The organism is Colwellia psychrerythraea 34H, assembly GCF_000012325.1.
Taxonomy (GTDB): domain Bacteria; phylum Pseudomonadota; class Gammaproteobacteria; order Enterobacterales; family Alteromonadaceae; genus Colwellia; species Colwellia psychrerythraea_A.
Genome location: NC_003910.7, coordinates 669,437 through 688,353, shown reverse-complemented (window position 1 = coordinate 688,353; position 18,917 = coordinate 669,437). Strand labels below are relative to the sequence as shown.

Below are 18,917 nucleotides of genomic sequence, written 5' to 3'. Positions count from 1 at the left end.
AGATCAGTAACATCTTAATGAATGCTACGCATAACACTTAAAAAGACCTAAATCCTCGTTCGTGCCTACCTAATAATATGACATGTAAGTCATCGGTCTTTTTACACCTACTTCACTTCGATATTGATCACATGCACATCGTATAAATTACACTTTCTAACAGTTTTTCGACACTTAGATTACTGATTTACACAGTAGCATAGGTCAGAATTAATCCATACCTCATGCATCTTACACCGAGAAAAAGACAGGGAAGCTAGAAATGAAAGCAACATCCACCACTAATATGGCAAGTTCACTTTTAATGCTAATAGCGGCAATGCCTGTCACGACATTGGCAGCATCAGAAGAAAGTTCAGAAAAAAATGCCAGTAAAAACATGGTTAAAGCAACAGATAAAAAAGCAAAAGCTCAAGATATTGAAGTTATCGAAGTCACCTCAAGACGTAATCAAGCCAACAGTGAGATGACTGAACAAACTGAGCAGTTAATGAGTGTTGCCGGTATTGGCAATGACCCATTAAGCGCCGTTTATAGTTTACCCGGTATTGTTTATGCTGGTGGTGATACTGGTTCACCTGCAGTGCGCGGATCTTCACCTGAAGATAATGCCTTTTACATTGATGACATGCCCGCAGGTTACATATTCCATTTATTTGGCGACAGTATTTTTAATGAAAACCTTATTCAAGATTTCACCTTACATCCAGCGGCATTTGGCAGTGAATATGGCAATGCCACTGGCGGTGTTTTTGATGTGCAATTACGCGATCCTCGACAAAAGGATATCACCACTACCGTTGATTTAAGCATGCTCAAAAGTGGCGTTATGGTCGAAGGTGAAACCTTTGAAGACCAAGCTTTCTACGTGTCTTATCGTCGTAGTCAAATCCATTTATTTTTACCTGAAGGTGAAGAAGACGAAGGATATACGGTATTTAAAGCCCCGATAAGTGAAGATTACCAGGGTAAATATCAGTGGCTCATTGGTGATGCTCACAAACTTACCTTAAGTGCTTCAGGTGCTAGTGATACTGGTGGCATTAATATTTCTGAAAATTCAGAAGAAGGTCGAATTGACCCTGATAGTGTCGGTGATTTTAAAATAACAACCAAATTTGATAGCCAAAGTCTTTCATGGCAATACTATGGCGATGAAGAAAAAATAATGCAGTTAGTCGCAGGTCATACGGTCAATACAACTGACCAGATTTTTGGTAAAGGGCAGTTTATCAAAGTTGATGAAGAATCCTATAATGTGCGTTTTTCATCACAAATCACCTGGCTTGATAATCATAAGTTAGGTTTTGGCTTTGACTACAGTAAATCAGATGTTGATTACAGTTTCGATATGATCCCTTATTACTGTACGGAAAATGATGCCGACTGTAATGAAAACAAAGGTGATCGCATTCAAGATGTTGCCACCCTCACCGATGAAGATATAGCAGTTTATGTTCATGATATTTGGCAGTTAAGTGATGCTTGGCAGCTGACTGTTGGCCTAAGAGCTGAACGTAACGATTACACTGGCCAAAATTTTGTTCATCCTAGGTTAGCCTTAGATTGGTTCGCTACTGATGACTTAACCTTTAAGGCAAAGGCAGGTACTTATAGCCGTTTTCCTGATGTTGATACCGCGTTAAATAAACTAGGCAACCCAAAGATAAAATCACCACAAGCAACACATTACTCATTAGGTGTTGATTATGATTTAAATGGCATTTGGTTCACCTCACTTGATATCTACCATAAAGAGTTAACTAAATTGCCCCGCTCTGTTGATGAAAATACCGCTGTAGAGGATGCTGAAGTGCACTATACCAATGATACCTCAGGCGATGCACAAGGGGTTGAATGGTTAGTTAGGCACGAACGACATAATGGCTGGTTTGGCTGGGCATCATTAAGTTGGTCTCAAAGTCAACGTACGGACGACTTGACTAATGTCACTGCTGATTACTACTTAGATACGCCTCTGGTCGCCAATGTTGTTGTCAATTATGAGTTAAATGAACGTTGGGATTTCGGTTTACGTTTCACTCTGCGCAGTGGCGCAAAATACACGCCTATCGTTGGTTTACGTGAAAACCCTGACTATGAGGACCATTTTTTACCAACATATGGTGAGTTAAACGCCAAAACGTTACCGGTATATCATCGCTTAGATTTAGAAGCTAATTACAAGACAAACTATTGGGGCTACGACGCGCAATGGACTTGGGCTATTATCAATGCCATGGCACAGAAAAATGTCTCAGGTTACTACTACGATCCTAGTGATAACGACAGCCTGACTGAATACAATGTCTCAGGTGAAGAAGATATCGGCGTATTTCCCTACATTGGTTTAAAGATGACTTTTTAGTCAGACGTTAACTCACTGCAAAGTTTTTCACAGCACACTTTACAGGGTAACGGGTTTAAGTTTACTTACACTTTTTAAACAATAAAAATGAACAGCTAAGCACAAGTAACATTTACACCGTGGTAACATATGATTACTTTTTGTAAATACGCTTTGTGCTTTGCTATGTCCATTAAAAAAAATAATATCAGACTACTACAGAATCAAAGCTATTCTTGGCTATTTGCCATTAGCTTGTTGGTATTTAGCTCCTTAAGTTACGGGCAAGATACCAGTGTCAGTCAAGAGAACGATGCCAACAAACCCGTTATTAAAGATGATTTTGAATGGCAAATTATCCTAGATCTCTCTTTAATTTATGGTCCTACAATCATAGCAGGCATTGAACAGGAAAAATTATCAGAATATCTTATGCCAGGTTTGTTGGTTGATATTTCTTACAAAGGTTTTTATTTACAAAGCAATCAAAGACGTTCCCATGTACTACTTGGCGGCACTGAGCTAGGTTACCAACTGTTTATTGAGGAAAACTGGCAACTTGACCTAATACTAAAAGCTTACATGCAAGGTTACGATTCTGAATCATTGATTGAGTATGGCGGCGGCGATGCAGAGTTGCTAGCAGGATTAAAAGAGCGAGAAGTAACTATAGGTGCTGCGATACGTTACTCTCAGTATTTTGAAGATGCCTTATTTCGTATTGATTTTGCTTATGGTAGTTCAGGTGAAGATGAAAACGAAAATCATGTCGGTGGTCTCATCATTGACAGCTTCTACAGCTATTTATTACCCTACAAAAACTGGGATATCTATTTAGGCGCGGGGTTAAGTTATTTTAGCCAAGATATTATTAATTATTATATTGGTGTTAGTCCTGATGAAGTATTAGCAACGAGGCCTGAATATGATGCTGAAGCAGGCTTTAGAGCGCAAGCTGAAATTTATGCGCAATATCCTGTATCTGAAAGCTGGTCTTTTCATACCGGCATCACCCACAGCTATTTTTCAAATAATGTGAAAGAAAGTCCTTTGGTTGATACTAACCAAACCACCCAAGTTACGCTTGGAGTGATGTATGTATTTTAATGTTGGCAAAGGAATTGCCATTGTTTTGCCAACACTGCTTTATTGCTTACTGGTGTGTAAGCAAGTTAGTGCAAATGAGCTAACAGTTACGAACGATAACGAAGTAGTTTTTACTGCCCTACCCCAGCAGTGTGTAACCTTAAGGCAAGGTCGTAGTTGTTTTGCCACTGTAGAATTGCAATGGCAATCACCTTCAAAACAAAGTTTTTGTTTATATCAAGAAGGTGAAGAGAAACAATTAGGGTGTTGGAAAAACAGTAACAATGTTCAGATAAAAATAGACTTTGAATCAAACAAAAGTGTTAAGTATCAGTTACGTAAAGAAGTTAACAATAAGATTGTAGCCGAAGCTCAAGTTGAAGTGAGTTGGCAGCATAAAAATACCGCGCGTAAACGTCGCTGGCGACTGTTTTAGTAAGCAGTTGATAACCCAAAAGTATCAATAGAACGCTAGACTATATTAAATATTTATACCCGTTACCATTCAAAATGCAGATTTCAGAGTGCTCGAGCTATTTCAATTCAAAGCGCTGTGATGAAATAATGGTTGTTCAGGAGAATATGCTCCTGCATTCTCTAATAAGCTACTTCCATGTAGCGCCATTATAAGTCACAGCAACGATGTAGTGATGTTGCTCAAGCGCTTCTTTGATGGGTAATGGGTATAGATCCTTTTAAAAATGATCGTGTAGCATCATCCATTTGATGTAACACTGTAGGAATAATCAAAATGTACAATATATTATTGGTTGAAGATGACATTAGCCTTGCCGACTGGGTGTCTGAATATTTAACCGAGCAAGGCTTTAATGTTACCCATGTTGCTCGTGGTGATTTAGTCATTGATGTCATCAAAAAAAACACCACCGATATAGTGTTACTTGACGTTATGTTGCCGGGATTAAATGGTATAGAAGTATGTCGCCTTATCCGCCAGCATGAACAAAGTAAACAAGTGCCGATTATTATGTTGACCGCCCGCGCCGATGAATTTGATGAAGTAATAGGTTTAGAAGCTGGCGCTGATGATTATGTGATAAAACCGGTTCGTCCCCGCGCCTTATTAGCAAGAATAAATCGTCAGTTAAGCCATAATGATAAAGTAGAACCAGATCTCAATGCCCCACTAATTTTTGGCGAACTGACCATTAATCAAGAAGCAAAGCGTGTGCTTTATCAGGGAAAAGAGGTGGAGTTATCCACCAGTCTATTTGCTTTTCTCACTTACCTGGCACAGCATGCGGGTAATGTTGTTGATAGAGACTCTGTTTTTAAAGCCCTTAAAAAGCGTGAATATGATGGCCAAGATAGACGTTTTGATGTGATGTTATCCACCTTACGTAAGCTCTTTAATGACGATCCACAAAAGCCACAAAAATTTAAGACGATTTGGGGTAAAGGCTATTTATTTGTTAGTGATGCTTGGCAAGATAATTCTCAAGATAAGCCAGCGTGCGATATTGAAGAATAACCATGCGTAGTCTCTATATTAGTATCATTTTTACCGTCTTAGGTTCGCTATTTTTTATCGGCTGGGGATTAGATGAACTAGTAGAATACTCAACTGAAAATAAAGTAACTGAAACACAAGGCACTATTGTATACCGTCAACTGCTCGACGGTTTATCAAGTGAACTTAGCTCGCTTAGCCATTCGCAATTAAGCGAAAAAGTTAACCTGTTTCAGCAGCATTATCAATTAAAAGCCAGTCTGGCCTCAAGTAAAAACATAGCCTTACCTAGCTCATTAGTTGCAGAGTTAAACCAGCAAGGCGGGTTACTACTTGCTTCGAGTCACAACCAGTATTTAGTAAAAAACATCGCCAATCACCCTGACTATCTATTACGCTTTGAGCTACCCATTGAAACCGTCGACGATGACAATTTCAATTTTGTTCTAACCTTAATACTCTATGTAAGCATTTGCGGCATATTAATTTTATGGTTGATCCCCTTAACAAGACGCTTATACCTACTAAACAATGCCGCAGCTAAAATTGGCTCAGGACAACTTGATGCACGTATAGCTAAAAGCCGGTTCTCCTATATTAAAATGTTAGAAAAAAGCTTTAATACTATGGCGGGGAAAATAGAAAACCTGGTAGCCGATAATAAGATTCTTGCTCGCAGTTTATCCCATGACATTCGCACACCAATGTCCTGTTTACGTTTTGGTATTGAAGCAGCACTTGATAGCAAATCAATGGATAAAAAAAATAGCTATTTAACCCGTATGGATAATGAATTAACCCGAATGGAAGAGATGACTTCGCTGTTTCTCGATTATGCTTCAATGGAGCGACAAGCATTAAATTTAAAAAAACAACAAACCGATATCCAAGCGTTAATTGCCTCCGCAATCACTGATTGCCAAGTACTTGCCACACAAAAAGGCATCGAGATTAGCACCATTTCCCCAGAGAAAGCACTTAGCTATGGGCTAGATTATCACTGGTGTTATCGCGCCATAGTCAACTTAATCAGTAATGCTATTGGCTATGCTGACAGCAATATAGTCATCTTATTAGAAAGTAGTAACAACGCCATTTCCATTACTGTAGCCGATGATGGTAAAGGCATTAGTGAAGATAAGTTGGAGATTATTTTCAATCCTTTCGTAAAACTTGATGCCGATAGAACGCGAGAACAAGGGCACTTTGGCTTAGGCTTAGCGATTTGTAGTAAAGTGATGGATTGGCATCATGGGAGTATTAGCGCCGCTAACGGCACACAACTTTGTGGTGCTAACTTTACCTTATCATTCCCTGTTCATTAGCTAATTAATACAATTGTTAGCCGATTTATTGCTTTAAATATTGGCCTTTTAAACAAAGACATAAACCGATAATTGATAAGATATCCTTTAATAAATTTCTTGTTAGCGTTAACCTTGAAGCTACATTGAGCCACTAGCTAGTGAGAAAGACTCTATTGAATGCCGATATAAAAATAAGTTTTATTGATAATATTGATAAAATAAGTGCTAGTGATTGGCAGAATTTAAATAATTCACCCTGCCCTTTTCTTCGTTATAATTTTTTTAATGCCCTTGAAAAAAGCGAATCAGCAAGTGCTAAACAAGGCTGGCAAGCCCATCATTTAGTCGCCACCAATAACAATGATGTGACGGCTGTTATGCCGATGTATTTGAAAAGTCACTCTTGGGGTGAGTATGTGTTTGATTGGGATTGGGCTGATGCTTTCAAACGTAATGACATAGATTATTACCCTAAATTAGTCGCCACCATCCCTTTTACGCCCGTTAGTAGTGATAAATTACTTACTTCACAAGGTCATGTGAATGAATTATTTGAACCGTTAATTGAGCATTGCCAACAAGAAAACATTAATAGCTGGCATATTTTGTATTGCAATGAAATTAGGACAGCTTTACCTGAAGATGTTTATCAGCGTAATACCGTACAATTTCATTGGTTTAATCGTGATTATGAAACCTTCGATGATTTTTTAAATACCTTCACTTCGCGTAAAAGAAAAAATACCCGTAAGGAGAGACTGTCAATCATTGAGCAAGAGATTGACATCCGTCAGCTGAAAAATAACGAAATCAGCCAACAAGATCTCGAGTTTTTTTACTTAACCTATCAACTTACGTATTTGAAACGAGGTCATCAACCACACTTAAGTTATGAGTTTTTTAAGCAAATAGTCGCTGACATGGCAGATAATATCTTATTAATCATTGCTAGCCATGAACAAGAAGATATTGCTTGTGCGCTATTTTTTTATGATGATTCTCAGCTATATGGCCGGTATTGGGGCTGCACCAAGCACTATAATAATTTGCACTTTGAACTCTGTTATTATCGCGGTATCGAATTTTGCATTCAAAATAAATTGCAAAGTTTTAATCCTGGCACCCAAGGTGAACACAAAATTCAAAGAGGATTCGAGCCAGTATTAACCTACTCTTACCACTGGGTAAAACATGTACCTTTTAGAATGGCAATTAAAAACTTTTGTCAACAAGAGCAGCAGCATATGCTAACGTATCAAGAACAATGTCAGCAGGTATTACCCTTTAGAAAGATATGATGAATAAACCCTTTTCTCAAGCATGTGAAAATAATAAACGGCCAATTTTAAACATACTGTCAGAAGTATTTTCAGAAAATGAGCATATTTTAGAAATTGGCTCGGGAACGGGACAACATGCCGTTTTCTTTGGCCAGCACCTACCCCACTTAACTTGGCAAACCAGTGATTTACCAATCAATCATCAAGGTATTAATTTGTGGCTAGATGAAACAGCTTTATCTAACGTGCAAAAACCTATCGGGATAGATCTGAATAAAGCGTGGCCTATGCCTAAGAATAATCCGCAAGTTGATGGGCTATATACAGCCAATACATTGCATATAATAAGTTGGCCATTAGTGGTGAAATTTTTTGAGGGTATCGCGCAAAACATAGCAGCCAAAGCCATCGTTTGCATATACGGCCCCTTTAAATATAAAGAAAAATACACCAGCGAAAGTAACGCTAATTTTGATCTATGGTTAAAAGACAGAGATATCGATAGCGGCATTCGTGATATAGAAGCAATCTTGTTATTAGCAACTTCTGCGGGGCTTACGTTACTAGACGATCATGTTATGCCCGCTAATAATCAGCTATTGGTGTTTTCAAAAAGATAGTATTCAATCTACATATAGATTAAAAGTATCACACAGCTTCACATAAATAATAGATGCCAGTAAGTTTTCTAATCATCAGTTCGAAATAGGCTCCAGCTGGTAAGGCTTCCTATCTTTTGTTGCGCTTTTACTTGGTAACCTAAGTGCTGATAAAAGTTAATATTGTTATCAGACTCGGTATTGAGACCAACACCTGTTGAATGTACATCTGACTTTGATAGCTCTTGGAACTTAAGGATTAGGGCTTTTGCATAGCCCTTACCTTGATGATCGGGGTGGGTGCCAATGGAGTCGATGAAGAAGTGTGCCTTACTGGGGTGTGCAGCATCAGCCTGCTGATCGTATTGTTCAATGCGACAGCAAGCTTGAGGGCTTATTTTTTTGTAAAATTCAGTTAAGGCGTCATCGCTGCCTTTAATTATCTCTTGTTCACTGGAGTTGCAGCCAAGAGCAACAGCTACCCATTGTTCATTAACTCTCACGCCATAACAGGGCCAATTATTGGCTAAACCGAATTGATAGAATGCTAAGAAAAATTCAGTAATGTGTGCTTCATGGTCATTGCCAGAATCATTGAATAGATAACGCATTACTTCGTAGTTTTTAAAGGAAGCACTAATAATTTCAGCTGCCTCTACAAGGTCAGCTTCTTTAATTAAAAAAATGTTCATAATCAAGATAAACTTCAGAGGTTATTTGTATCGATGATAAGTTTAAATTAACTTGTTGGCAAGCGTGCTGCCCCCCTTGCCTCACTTAAGCCATTGTAATTTAAATTAATAAAAACCATCAACATCTGCTTGAGCATCCAACGGTTACCTCGCATAGTTTTCATGTGTTATTGATTAGTGAGAGATAAAAACTATACTCTTCGATATCAATAAAAGGAACGTACTACATGGAATATTTAACCCCTTTACAGAATCTGAAAAATAATATCAGCCGTCATCCTAATAAAATTTTTCTTCACCAACCAGTCAATCGACAATGGCAAGAATTCAGTTGGGCTGATGTTGATCATCAAGCTCGTTGCATTGCTGCAGCCCTGAAAAGTCAAGGTTTTGAGAGTGGTGCTAAGATCGGTATTCTTTCTAAAAACTGTGCTCAATGGGTTATTACTGACTTAGCCATCATGATGGCAGGCATGATCAGCGTGCCAATTTATCCGACTGCAGAACAAACAAACATCAGCCACATTATTAAGCATGCTGACTTAAGCGCTATTTTTATCGGCAAATTAGATAATCCAGAAGAAGTACAGAGTGCTATTAACGATGATCTATTAAGTATCGCTTTTCCCTATCCTACGCCAGCCACAACAGTACAATTCTCCGACTGGTTAACCGAGTTTGAACCTTTACTGAATGTTCACCAAAACACTATTAATGAAATAGCGACCATTGTTTATACCTCAGGTTCGACCGGTCGCCCCAAAGGCGTAGTATTAAGCTACAAAAACATGGCATCCGTCGCCCAAAACCTCGTTGAACTTTTTAAGCTCTCTAACAATTTTCGCTCAATATCTTATTTGCCATTAGCGCACATAGTAGAGCGCAGTAATGGATATGTAGCTCTTTATGCTGGATTTGAAGTGTTTTTTGTCGAATCACTCGATACTTTTATAGATGATTTGCAATACGCACAACCAACAGGGTTTATCTCCGTACCACGCTTATGGACCATTTTCCAAGGCAATGTCCTGAATAAAATATCACAAAATACAATAGCAGTATTATTAAATATTCCTTTATTAAAGCACTTATTCGCCAAAAAAATCCGCAATGCATTAGGACTAAATAATGCACAGTGGTTTGTCTCAGGTACGGCGCCAATCGCCCTGTCTTTACTCCACTGGTATGAAAAATTAAACATGCCTATTAGCGAGGGTTGGGGAATGACCGAAACATCTGGTGCTTCTTGCCTAAACTATCCCTTCACTAAACGAGGTTTAGGTACCATTGGTAAACCTTTACCTTGTGTAGAAATGACGTTGTCCGCAGAAGGTGAAATCCTCATTCGTGGCGATGCAGTCTTCACTGAATATTATTTAGCCCCTCAAGCCACCGAAGCGTCATTTTCTAATGGTTGGTTCCACACGGGCGATTGTGCAGTGGTAAATGGGCAAGGGGAATATACTATTATTGGTCGTATCAAAGACAAATTTAAAACCAGTAAAGGAAAATACGTCGCGCCGGTTCCCATTGAAAGTTTACTCTGTACTAACCTCGATATTGAGCAAGTCTGCTTGATAGGCTCTGGTATGAAACAACCTGTCGCATTAATTGTATTAACTGCCATGAAAAATAAACGTGATATTGAGCTCGTCAATCGTTTAAAAAACACATTAAGCAACGTTAATGCCGAACTAGAAAGCCATCAAAAAATTGACTATTTACTTGTCTGCGACGAAGCTTGGAGTGTAGAAAATCATTTACTGACGCCCAGCATGAAAATTAAAAGAAATATTATCGAAAAAAAATACGATGCACTTACGACTAAAGAATTTTCTGATCTTGTTATATACGAAGAAGATATGTTCTAAATAGACACCGTTATATGCGATTGTAAACAAGGTAATATTTAGTTAATTAAAATATAATAGTCTCTATGTAAAATCACCTAGCATCAGAACTCATATACAGTTATTGTCGCTTTGCTGATAAAATACTTACTAACTTTCGAAGGCATTTGTTCTCGTATATGGATACTAGCAGTTTTATTGCCCTACTCTACAATGCAGCACTCCTAATTTCTTTAGGCGTCATTTATGATGCGCTGAAGCTTGAATCAATCAAGAATAAAAAGCTACGCGACCTAATCTCTGGATTATTGGTCGGTATGCTCGGCCTTGCAGTGATGAACACTTCATGGGAAATGGCCCCTGGCATGTTCTTTGACACGCGATGGGTGCTGATCAGTCTTTGTGGTTTGTTTTTTGGCCTGGTACCAACCCTAATTGCCGGAGCTATGATGGTTAGCTTAAGGCTTCATATAGGCGGGGCAGGAATTCTAGTCGGCTCATTATGTGTCATCATCCCTGGCAGTATTGGTTGTTTATTTGCCATTATATTAAAACGAAAAAACCTGAAGCTTGATTGGTTCAAGCTATATTCTTTTGGCATGCTGATTCAAATCACGGTGTTGGGTTGTATGTTACTAATGCCCGAACATTTACGTTACAAAGTTATAGGCGCAGTTATACAGCCAGTAATCGTCGTTTTCCCTGTATGTACCATGCTAGTGGGTTTGATACTAAGGCGTCAACGTGATCGCAGAAAATCTGAATATGACTTAACTGAAAGCCAAAAATTGTTAAACAGAGAGCAAAGCTTGATGAGAGGTTTGATTGGCTCATTACCTGATTTAATATCTTTTAAAGATGTGCAAGGACGCTATCTTGGCTGCAATCATGCTTTTGAACAATTCGTTGGCCTGACAGAGCAAGAACTGAAAGGAAAAATGGATCAAGAGCTAAAGGGGAATTTTAAACCTTCTGATATCGCAGGGCTTGATGAGCAAGAAATTATTGCCAGTGGTAAAGTGTACAGTCAAGATGAATGGGTAGTTTACCCTGACGGTAGCAAAGTATTACATGAAACCATTAAGAAAACTTTTGATGGTTTTGATGGCACTCGTTATGGTTTAATGAGCGTTAGCAGAGACATCACTGAACGCAAAAATCATGAAGATCAAATTCAACGACTCGCCTTTTATGACTCATTAACACAATTACCTAATCGCAGGATGTTGCAAGACAGATTGCAACTTCTAGTGACCACTAGTGCTCGTGACGAACGATTCAACGCACTTTTTTTCATCGACCTTGATCACTTTAAAACCCTTAACGACACCCAAGGGCACAATATGGGTGATCAATTATTAATAGCGGTTGCCGCCAGAATACAAGACAGTGTTCGAGATGAAGATATTGTCGCTCGATTAGGGGGTGATGAGTTTGTTGCCTTAATTTCTAATCTTGGTGAAGATGAAGCAACTGCTGGTCATGTTGCCGAAAAAGTCGCTGAAAAAATACGTCTCTCCATTTGCCAACCTTACAAATTATCTATCAAAGAAAATGTAGATGCTAACAACGAAATGATTTTTCACTGCACGCCAAGTATTGGCATCAGTTTATTCAAATCAAACTTAACCAGCCCCGATGAAATTCTAAAACAAGCTGACGTTGCAATGTACCAAGCAAAAGCGGCGGGCAGAAATGCTATTCGTTTCTTTGATCCAGCTATGCAGATTGCGTTAGAAGAAAATGCGGCTATGTTAGCTGAACTGCACCAAGCAATTGATAATGGTGAGCTTGAATTATTTTACCAAATACAAATAGATGAAACTAAGGGCATTCAAGGTGCCGAAGTCTTATTACGATGGTTTCATCCGATACGAGGAATGGTTTCGCCACTTGATTTTATTCCTATGGCGGAAGAAAGCGGTTTAATCATACCCATAGGACGTTGGGTATTAGAGTCAGCTTGTCATCAACTTAAAGTGTGGGAAAACATCCCCAACCGAGAAAACTGGCAAATATCCGTTAATGTGAGTGCCTTACAATTTCAACAAGAAAATTTTGTTGAAATTGTGCAAGAAATCATCCTTTCAAATAATATAAATCCCCACGGTTTAAAACTGGAATTAACCGAAAGCATGGTGCTAGATAATGTAGATATTATCATTGAGAAAATGCACCAGTTAAATCAACTCGGTATTGACTTCTCGATGGATGATTTCGGTACTGGATACTCTTCTCTTTCGTGTTTGAAACGATTACCACTGAAGCAGTTAAAAATAGATCAATCATTTGTACGTGATATCACCACAGATCCCGATGATGCCGCAATCGTACAAACCATTATCAACTTATCTAACAGTCTAAAATATGACGTCATTGCAGAAGGTGTTGAAACCCAGGAGCAGCGTCAATTTTTATTTAATAATGGCTGTAGTCAATATCAAGGTTATTTGTTTAGCCGTCCTGTGCCTATTGCAGAGTTCGAGGAATTAGTAAGCTCCATGTCAGTTAACTTTGCTGCGGCGCTAGACTAAAAGGCATAAAGCTGTAGTGGCCTTTAGACCTTGAGTTAAACACCACTACTTAATTAATTTACTATTTTTCACACTTGATAAATTCTCTTAATATCTGACTGATTAAGAAAATTTAGTTAACATTGACTGACAATATTCAGTTTTCAACAATCGTGTCACTTCACTTTTTTCACTATTGATAACATCTAACATCAATTTATCTGTCGATTGGCGCATTAATCGTCTGCTTGTTTGTACTGAGTCTGCTGGTAATTTGGCAATGGTTTGTGCAACATTCAGTGCCTTTGCTATCACCTCATTAGGTTGGCAAACCTGATTAACTATGCCGTATTGATAGGCTTGTTCTGCGGTGAAAGGTGCCCCTAATACAGCCAACTCGAATGCTCTATTTAGACCAACTTTTAGTGGCAGCAATAAACTTGCTCCGGCTTCCAAACAAATGCCTAGGTGTGCAAAAGGTAGGATAAACTTACTATTATTAGCCGCAATAATCATATCGCATTGCAACAATAATGTAGTGCCAATGCCAACGGCTGGCCCAGCAACCGCAGCAACAATAGGTTTAGAGAATGTTGCCAATTGCTCTATAAATACAAACGCAGAAAGCTCTTCTTCATTGCCTGATTCTGCAAAATCATTACCAGCAGTAAAACAATTTTCATCTCCTTGAATGAGCAGACAATGTATATGTGCTGATTCATTGGCATAGGTTAAATGCTCACACAAAGATTTATACATGGCAGCATTAATCGCATTTTTTTTCATTGATCGGTTTAGCGTTATAGTCAAAACGCCTTGATGTTCTTCTGTTAAAACTAAATTGTTCATTGTTGGTTCACTTAATAAGAGAGACATTTTTATGCCAAAATAAATTGGCTTTTAAAACCTATACCCAAAGCACTTGAAGATGAATATTCATCTAGTTTGGATATATAAGAGTCAATTAACGTTAACAAAACCAGTAAAACACTCTTACTTTAATTGGGTTGTTTATCGGTTTAATGCATCAACGAAGTCATTAAATACTTGGAAATCTTTGTAAGACTATTTCACCTTCCACTTCCAATACCGTCTTTCCTTTGGCATTTTTCACATCAAACGTTAATTCTGCATTTCCTCTGTCACTACGAGTATCTACGCTTAATTTGGCAATGGTCATGTTAACCGTTAGGCAATCATCAACAAAAACAGGTAGTCGAAATTGACATTTTCTAAGCTCTCGTCCTGCTACAATATGCCAATTGGTATAGATGTTATCAAAGGTTAAACGCTGCATTATGCCTAAAGTATGGATGCCACTGGCACACAGTGCACCTATAGGTGATAACTTCGCTTTTTCTGGGTCGACATGAAACTCCATAGGATCGTAACGTTTGGCAAAATCAATGTTCTCATGCTCTGAGACTTGATAATGGCCATAAGAAAATTGCTCTCCTTCTTTAAGTTCATCCCAGTAGATCTTTTGATTTTTTTCTGTTTTGGCTGACTTTAATGCAGACTCACTGATAACGTCACTCATTGTGAATCCTCATAATCAGCCAGAATCATATCGGCAGCTTTTTCACCAATCATGATGGTAGGTGCGTTGGTATTACCACTGACCAATTTAGGCATAATAGATGCATCTACAACTCTAATTCCATTTAAACCATGTACTTTAAGCTGTTCATCAACAACAGCCATAGCATCATACTCAGTGCCCATTTTACAAGTACAAGCGGGATGATACTGAGTGTCTGAGCGATTACGAATGTCTTGCTCTAGGGCATGCTCATTGCCTTTTTCAAGGGGAAATAACAGCTTTTGACGAATACCATCGAAAGGACTACTTTCAAGAATAGCGCGCATTTTTTTCGCACCACGTTTGATCAAATCTAAATCTTTGTCATTATCAAAAAACTTAGGATCTATTGCTAACGAATCTTCTGGATTACTACTATTGAGTTTCACTTCACCTGTGCTATCAGGACGAAGCACCGTAATATGGCAACTATAACCATGACCAAAATTCACTTTACGGGCATGATCATCGACAATACCGGGTACAAAGACTAACTGTGCATCTGGCGCGACTACATTGTCCTGCGTACTAAAAAATGCCCCTGATTCTGCCAGCGTACTGGTGATTTTTCCAGAACGTTTATTCTTCCATTCAAACATCCATTTGAGCATGCTGGTACCACCTTGTAGTGATAGACCAAAAGTCTCATCACTACTGGCAACTCGATAAGTTTGTATATAATCAATGTGATCTTGTAAGTTTTGACCTACACCTGGGAGATGGTGAACAAGTGAGATGTTTTTATCTGAAAGGTGCTCTTTTGGACCAACCCCTGAGAGCATTAAGACTTGTGGTGAACCAAAAGCACCACCGCTAAGAATGACTTCTTTATCACAATGAATATCGACTGATTTTTTGTCTTTTTTATAGCGTATGCCGACTGCTTTTTTTCCCTCAAATAATACTTTTTCCGTTAATGCATGAGTTATTACCGTTAAATTTGGACGATTCAAGTGCGGTGTTAAAAAGGCTTTAGCTGCGCTACAACGTTCACCGTTTTTTACCGTGCGCTGATACATAAAACAACCTTCTTGCTCAGCACCATTGTAATCATCATTCTGTTTCAGCCCTTGTTCCTGACAAGATGCAATAAACATTTCATTGGTATTACTGGCAGCCGTTGCATTGGAGACACCTAGCGGACCATCTTGGTTGTGATATTGGTCAGAAAAATACTCATTACCTTCAGACTTTTTAAAATAAGGCAGCACTTCTTCATAGCTCCAGCCTTTGTTGCCTAGCGCTGACCAATTATCGTAATCCCATTTATTGCCTCTTACGTACAGCATGGCATTGGTAGATGAACAGCCCCCAAGGGTTTTCCCCCTAGGTTGATAACCTTTACGACCGTTTAGTCCTTTTTGAGGAATAGTTTCAAATGCCCAGTTATTTATCTTCGTAGGCAACATTGCTGCTACGCCTGCGGGAGCATGAATAAAGACACTTTTATCGGGTCCGCCCGCTTCTAATAAACAAACAGTAATATTAGGATTTTCGGTTAAACGCGCAGCTAAAACACAACCAGCGGAGCCAGCACCAACAATAATATAGTTGTACATTTTATCTTCCCCATCATCTATTACAACTCATATCGGTTGCTATTTATTAATACCAATCTCATCAAGTTTTTACCCACTTGTGTTGATTAAAATATCCCAAGGCGGCGTTGCTCTCAATCCCAATAGCCAGCTATTGGTCAATCAAGCGCCTACCCTTGAATTATTTTTCCTGCGCACAACAAGATCACAAATTTAATGACATTGGTATAAAACTCGAATGACCGAAGTCACTCGAGTCATCTTTTTTATTTTCCGTAAAGCGTTACAACTACTGCCCCACCAAGACCAACATTATGCTGTAAAGCCAGTCTAGCACCTTCAACTTGCCGTGCGCCTGCTTGACCACGTAGATGCCAAGTTAACTCAGTACATTGTGCTAGCCCTGTTGCGCCAATAGGATGACCTTTGGACATCAAGCCCCCAGATGGACCAATAACAAATTTCCCGCCATAAGTATTATCGCCCTTGTCGATAAATTCAGCCGCGCCACCTTCTGGACAAAGCCCTAAACCTTCATAGCTGATTACTTCATTCGTGGTAAAACAGTCATGTAATTCAATCACATCAATGTCTTCTGGGCTAATGCCGGCCATGTTATATACTTTTTGGGCTGCTATTTCGGTCATGCCCTTACCCGCCGCATAAATAGGATCTTGCCACGACTTCTCTGTATCTGTTGCCATGGCTTGCGCTAGAATTTTCACCCCATTAGTGATGCCATTTCTTGCGGCGAAAGCTTCACTACAGACAATAGTCGCCGCCGCGCCACAAGTAGGAGGACAGGCCATTAGACGTGTCATATAACCGTCATAGATCACTTTGTCATTGAGCACATCTTGATAGGTCAGCGGTTTAGTAAACATAGAATAAGGGTTATGCACCGCATGACTGCGAGATTTTGCAGAGACTTTGGCAAAAATGTCAGCTTCAGCACCATATAAATCCATATAATGACGCCCTGCAGCACCAAAGGCTTGCAATGCCAGAGGTCCATCGGGTGCATTAAACTTTTCTAACACTGGTTTTGCTCGATCAAAAGGACTTTCTCTATCGTCCCAACCTGAGCCCAATGCGCCTGGTTGCATTTCTTCGAAACCAAAAGCCAACGCACATTCAATTTCGCCCGAGAGCACCGCTTGTCTCGCTAAAAACAGCGCAGTGGAACCACTAGAGCAATTATTGTTGACGTTTACCACAGGAATACCACTTTGAATAACATCATAAAAGGCATGTTGGGCACAGGTACTATCACCATAAATATAAGCACCAAAGGCTTGTTGAATTTTTGTTGCATCAATGCCTGCATCAGCCAATGCGATCTTTATCGCTGTAGCAGCCATCACACGATAAGGTTCTTGTTGGCCCGGTTTACAAAACTTTGTCATACCGACGCCGGCTACGATTACTTGACTCATTTCTTTATCTCCTAAAATTATTTTCCAAAAATACCATCAGCTTTAAGCTGATTAATTTGTTGTTCACTAAAGCCAAACTCTTGTTGCAAGATTTGGTTGTGTTCACCTAAGCTACAGCCTTTGAATTGATACTTGGCAGGGCTAGCTGACATTTTGATTGCACAGCCTACTTGTTTAATACCATCAACCTCGACAATCATTTCTCGACTATTAATTTGTTCATGCTGACACGCTTCGTCCATGGTTAACACGGGTTCAACACAGGCATCGATTGAACGAAATAATGTTTTCCAATAGGCAAAATCCTGCGATTTAAAAATGTCTGTTAATTGCGCCTTAAAGGCTTGTTGATGCGCTAACTTAGGCGAAAGAGCTAACTCGACTAATGCTGGCTGCCCTATTGCTTCGCACAAGGTTTTCTTAAATTGAGGTTCTAAACCACCCACGGATAAATATCGATCATCTTTGGTTTGGTAGTAATCATAAAACTGTTGACCATTAAGTAATTCTTGCTCGGGTCCTGTTGCTACTGCTGCGCCTAGATAATTTGAGGCAGCAAAAACATTTAGACTAAAAGCGGCATCAGTAATACTGATATCGATCTGTTGTCCAATACCCGTTTCTAAGCGTTGTATAACTGCCGCCAGCAAACCTGCGACAAGGTGCATAGAGCCGCCTGCCACATCAGCTATTTGAATACCCGCAGGCACAGGCGCGGTATTTATTCTGCGGCTATAGTCTTGCGTGCCTGCGATAGCCAAGTAGTTATTATCATGACCACCTCTATCCTTATAAGGCCCTGTTTGTCCGTACCCCGTTAAAGAGCAATAAATAAGTTTAGGGTTGATCGCTGTTAACGCTTGGTAACCTAAGCCCAACTTATCCATCACGCCAGGTCTAAATTGCTCAACCACCACGTCATATTCAGCAATCAGTTGTTTGACAATCTCAATAGCCTCTGGCTTTTTAAGATCTAAACCTATGGATTTTTTCGAGCGATTTAAATAACGATGTGCATACGAGGCATCACCATCAAGCTCGCCAATGATACGTGCTAAATCAGTACGACCCGGCGCTTCAACACGTAAAATTTGGGCGCCTAAATCTGCTAAGACTAAGGTGCCAAAAGGACCCGGTAACAAGGTTGAAAAATCTAATATTTTTACATTAGCAAGTGCTGACATAACTAACCTTATAAAAATAAGGAGGGAGTTTT

Annotated in this window: 15 protein-coding genes; 9 read left to right on the top strand and 6 right to left on the bottom strand. The window is 39.3% G+C overall.

Going from position 1 to position 18,917, the window contains the following annotated elements; all coding sequences use genetic code 11:
- Window positions 1–262 precede the first annotated feature (262 nt).
- From CPS_RS03060 to CPS_RS03030, 7 genes are all read left to right on the top strand, one after another.
- Window positions 263–2,368, top strand: coding sequence for a TonB-dependent receptor (locus CPS_RS03060; RefSeq protein ID WP_011041534.1), 2,106 nt, complete (start codon window positions 263–265; stop codon window positions 2,366–2,368).
- A gap of 129 nt (window positions 2,369–2,497) precedes the next feature.
- The gene (locus tag CPS_RS03055; RefSeq protein ID WP_011041533.1) at window positions 2,498–3,454 is read left to right on the top strand and encodes a MipA/OmpV family protein; all 957 of its coding nucleotides are present in this window, start codon (window positions 2,498–2,500) and stop codon (window positions 3,452–3,454) included.
- Window positions 3,444–3,869, top strand: a complete 426-nt coding sequence (locus tag CPS_RS03050) for a DUF3019 domain-containing protein (RefSeq protein WP_011041532.1) — start codon at window positions 3,444–3,446, stop codon at window positions 3,867–3,869. The genes CPS_RS03055 and CPS_RS03050 overlap by 11 nt, the downstream gene beginning before the upstream one ends.
- A gap of 315 nt (window positions 3,870–4,184) precedes the next feature.
- Window positions 4,185–4,925: a response regulator gene (locus tag CPS_RS03045; protein WP_011041531.1), complete on the top strand. Its 741-nt coding sequence runs from the start codon at window positions 4,185–4,187 to the stop codon at window positions 4,923–4,925.
- Window positions 4,926–4,927: 2 nt separating this feature from the next.
- Complete coding sequence (locus CPS_RS03040; protein WP_011041530.1) at window positions 4,928–6,229, top strand: sensor histidine kinase; 1,302 nt, start codon at window positions 4,928–4,930, stop codon at window positions 6,227–6,229.
- 140 nt (window positions 6,230–6,369) lie between these two features.
- Window positions 6,370–7,509: a GNAT family N-acetyltransferase gene (locus CPS_RS03035; protein ID WP_138140228.1), complete on the top strand. Its 1,140-nt coding sequence runs from the start codon at window positions 6,370–6,372 to the stop codon at window positions 7,507–7,509.
- Window positions 7,509–8,111: a DUF938 domain-containing protein gene (locus tag CPS_RS03030; protein WP_011041528.1), complete on the top strand. Its 603-nt coding sequence runs from the start codon at window positions 7,509–7,511 to the stop codon at window positions 8,109–8,111. The genes CPS_RS03035 and CPS_RS03030 overlap by 1 nt, the downstream gene beginning before the upstream one ends.
- A gap of 68 nt (window positions 8,112–8,179) precedes the next feature.
- Here CPS_RS03030 and CPS_RS03025 read toward each other — a convergent pair whose 3' ends face one another.
- On the bottom strand, window positions 8,180–8,782 hold the full coding sequence (locus CPS_RS03025) for a GNAT family N-acetyltransferase (protein WP_041736605.1): 603 nt from the start codon (window positions 8,780–8,782) through the stop codon (window positions 8,180–8,182).
- 227 nt (window positions 8,783–9,009) lie between these two features.
- Here CPS_RS03025 and CPS_RS03020 point away from each other — a divergent pair, with 227 nt between their 5' ends.
- Both CPS_RS03020 and CPS_RS03015 read left to right on the top strand, forming a co-directional pair.
- On the top strand, window positions 9,010–10,653 hold the full coding sequence (locus CPS_RS03020; protein ID WP_011041525.1) for an AMP-binding protein: 1,644 nt from the start codon (window positions 9,010–9,012) through the stop codon (window positions 10,651–10,653).
- 158 nt (window positions 10,654–10,811) lie between these two features.
- The gene (locus tag CPS_RS03015) at window positions 10,812–13,166 is read left to right on the top strand and encodes an EAL domain-containing protein (RefSeq protein ID WP_049757723.1); all 2,355 of its coding nucleotides are present in this window, start codon (window positions 10,812–10,814) and stop codon (window positions 13,164–13,166) included.
- Between the two features lie 102 nt (window positions 13,167–13,268).
- Here the strand turns inward: CPS_RS03015 and CPS_RS03010 are convergent, their stop codons facing one another.
- The 5 genes from CPS_RS03010 to CPS_RS02990 form a co-directional block, all read right to left on the bottom strand.
- Window positions 13,269–13,994, bottom strand: coding sequence for an enoyl-CoA hydratase-related protein (locus tag CPS_RS03010; protein ID WP_011041523.1), 726 nt, complete (start codon window positions 13,992–13,994; stop codon window positions 13,269–13,271).
- Between the two features lie 190 nt (window positions 13,995–14,184).
- A complete protein-coding gene (locus tag CPS_RS03005) occupies window positions 14,185–14,685 on the bottom strand; it encodes a MaoC family dehydratase (RefSeq protein ID WP_011041521.1) in 501 nt (166 codons plus the stop codon).
- Window positions 14,682–16,286: a GMC family oxidoreductase gene (locus CPS_RS03000; protein ID WP_011041520.1), complete on the bottom strand. Its 1,605-nt coding sequence runs from the start codon at window positions 16,284–16,286 to the stop codon at window positions 14,682–14,684. Before CPS_RS03000 ends, CPS_RS03005 begins: the two co-directional genes overlap by 4 nt.
- A gap of 245 nt (window positions 16,287–16,531) precedes the next feature.
- Window positions 16,532–17,701, bottom strand: a complete 1,170-nt coding sequence (locus CPS_RS02995; protein ID WP_011041519.1) for a lipid-transfer protein — start codon at window positions 17,699–17,701, stop codon at window positions 16,532–16,534.
- Window positions 17,702–17,718: 17 nt separating this feature from the next.
- Window positions 17,719–18,885: a CaiB/BaiF CoA transferase family protein gene (locus CPS_RS02990; protein ID WP_011041518.1), complete on the bottom strand. Its 1,167-nt coding sequence runs from the start codon at window positions 18,883–18,885 to the stop codon at window positions 17,719–17,721.
- Window positions 18,886–18,917 lie beyond the last annotated feature (32 nt).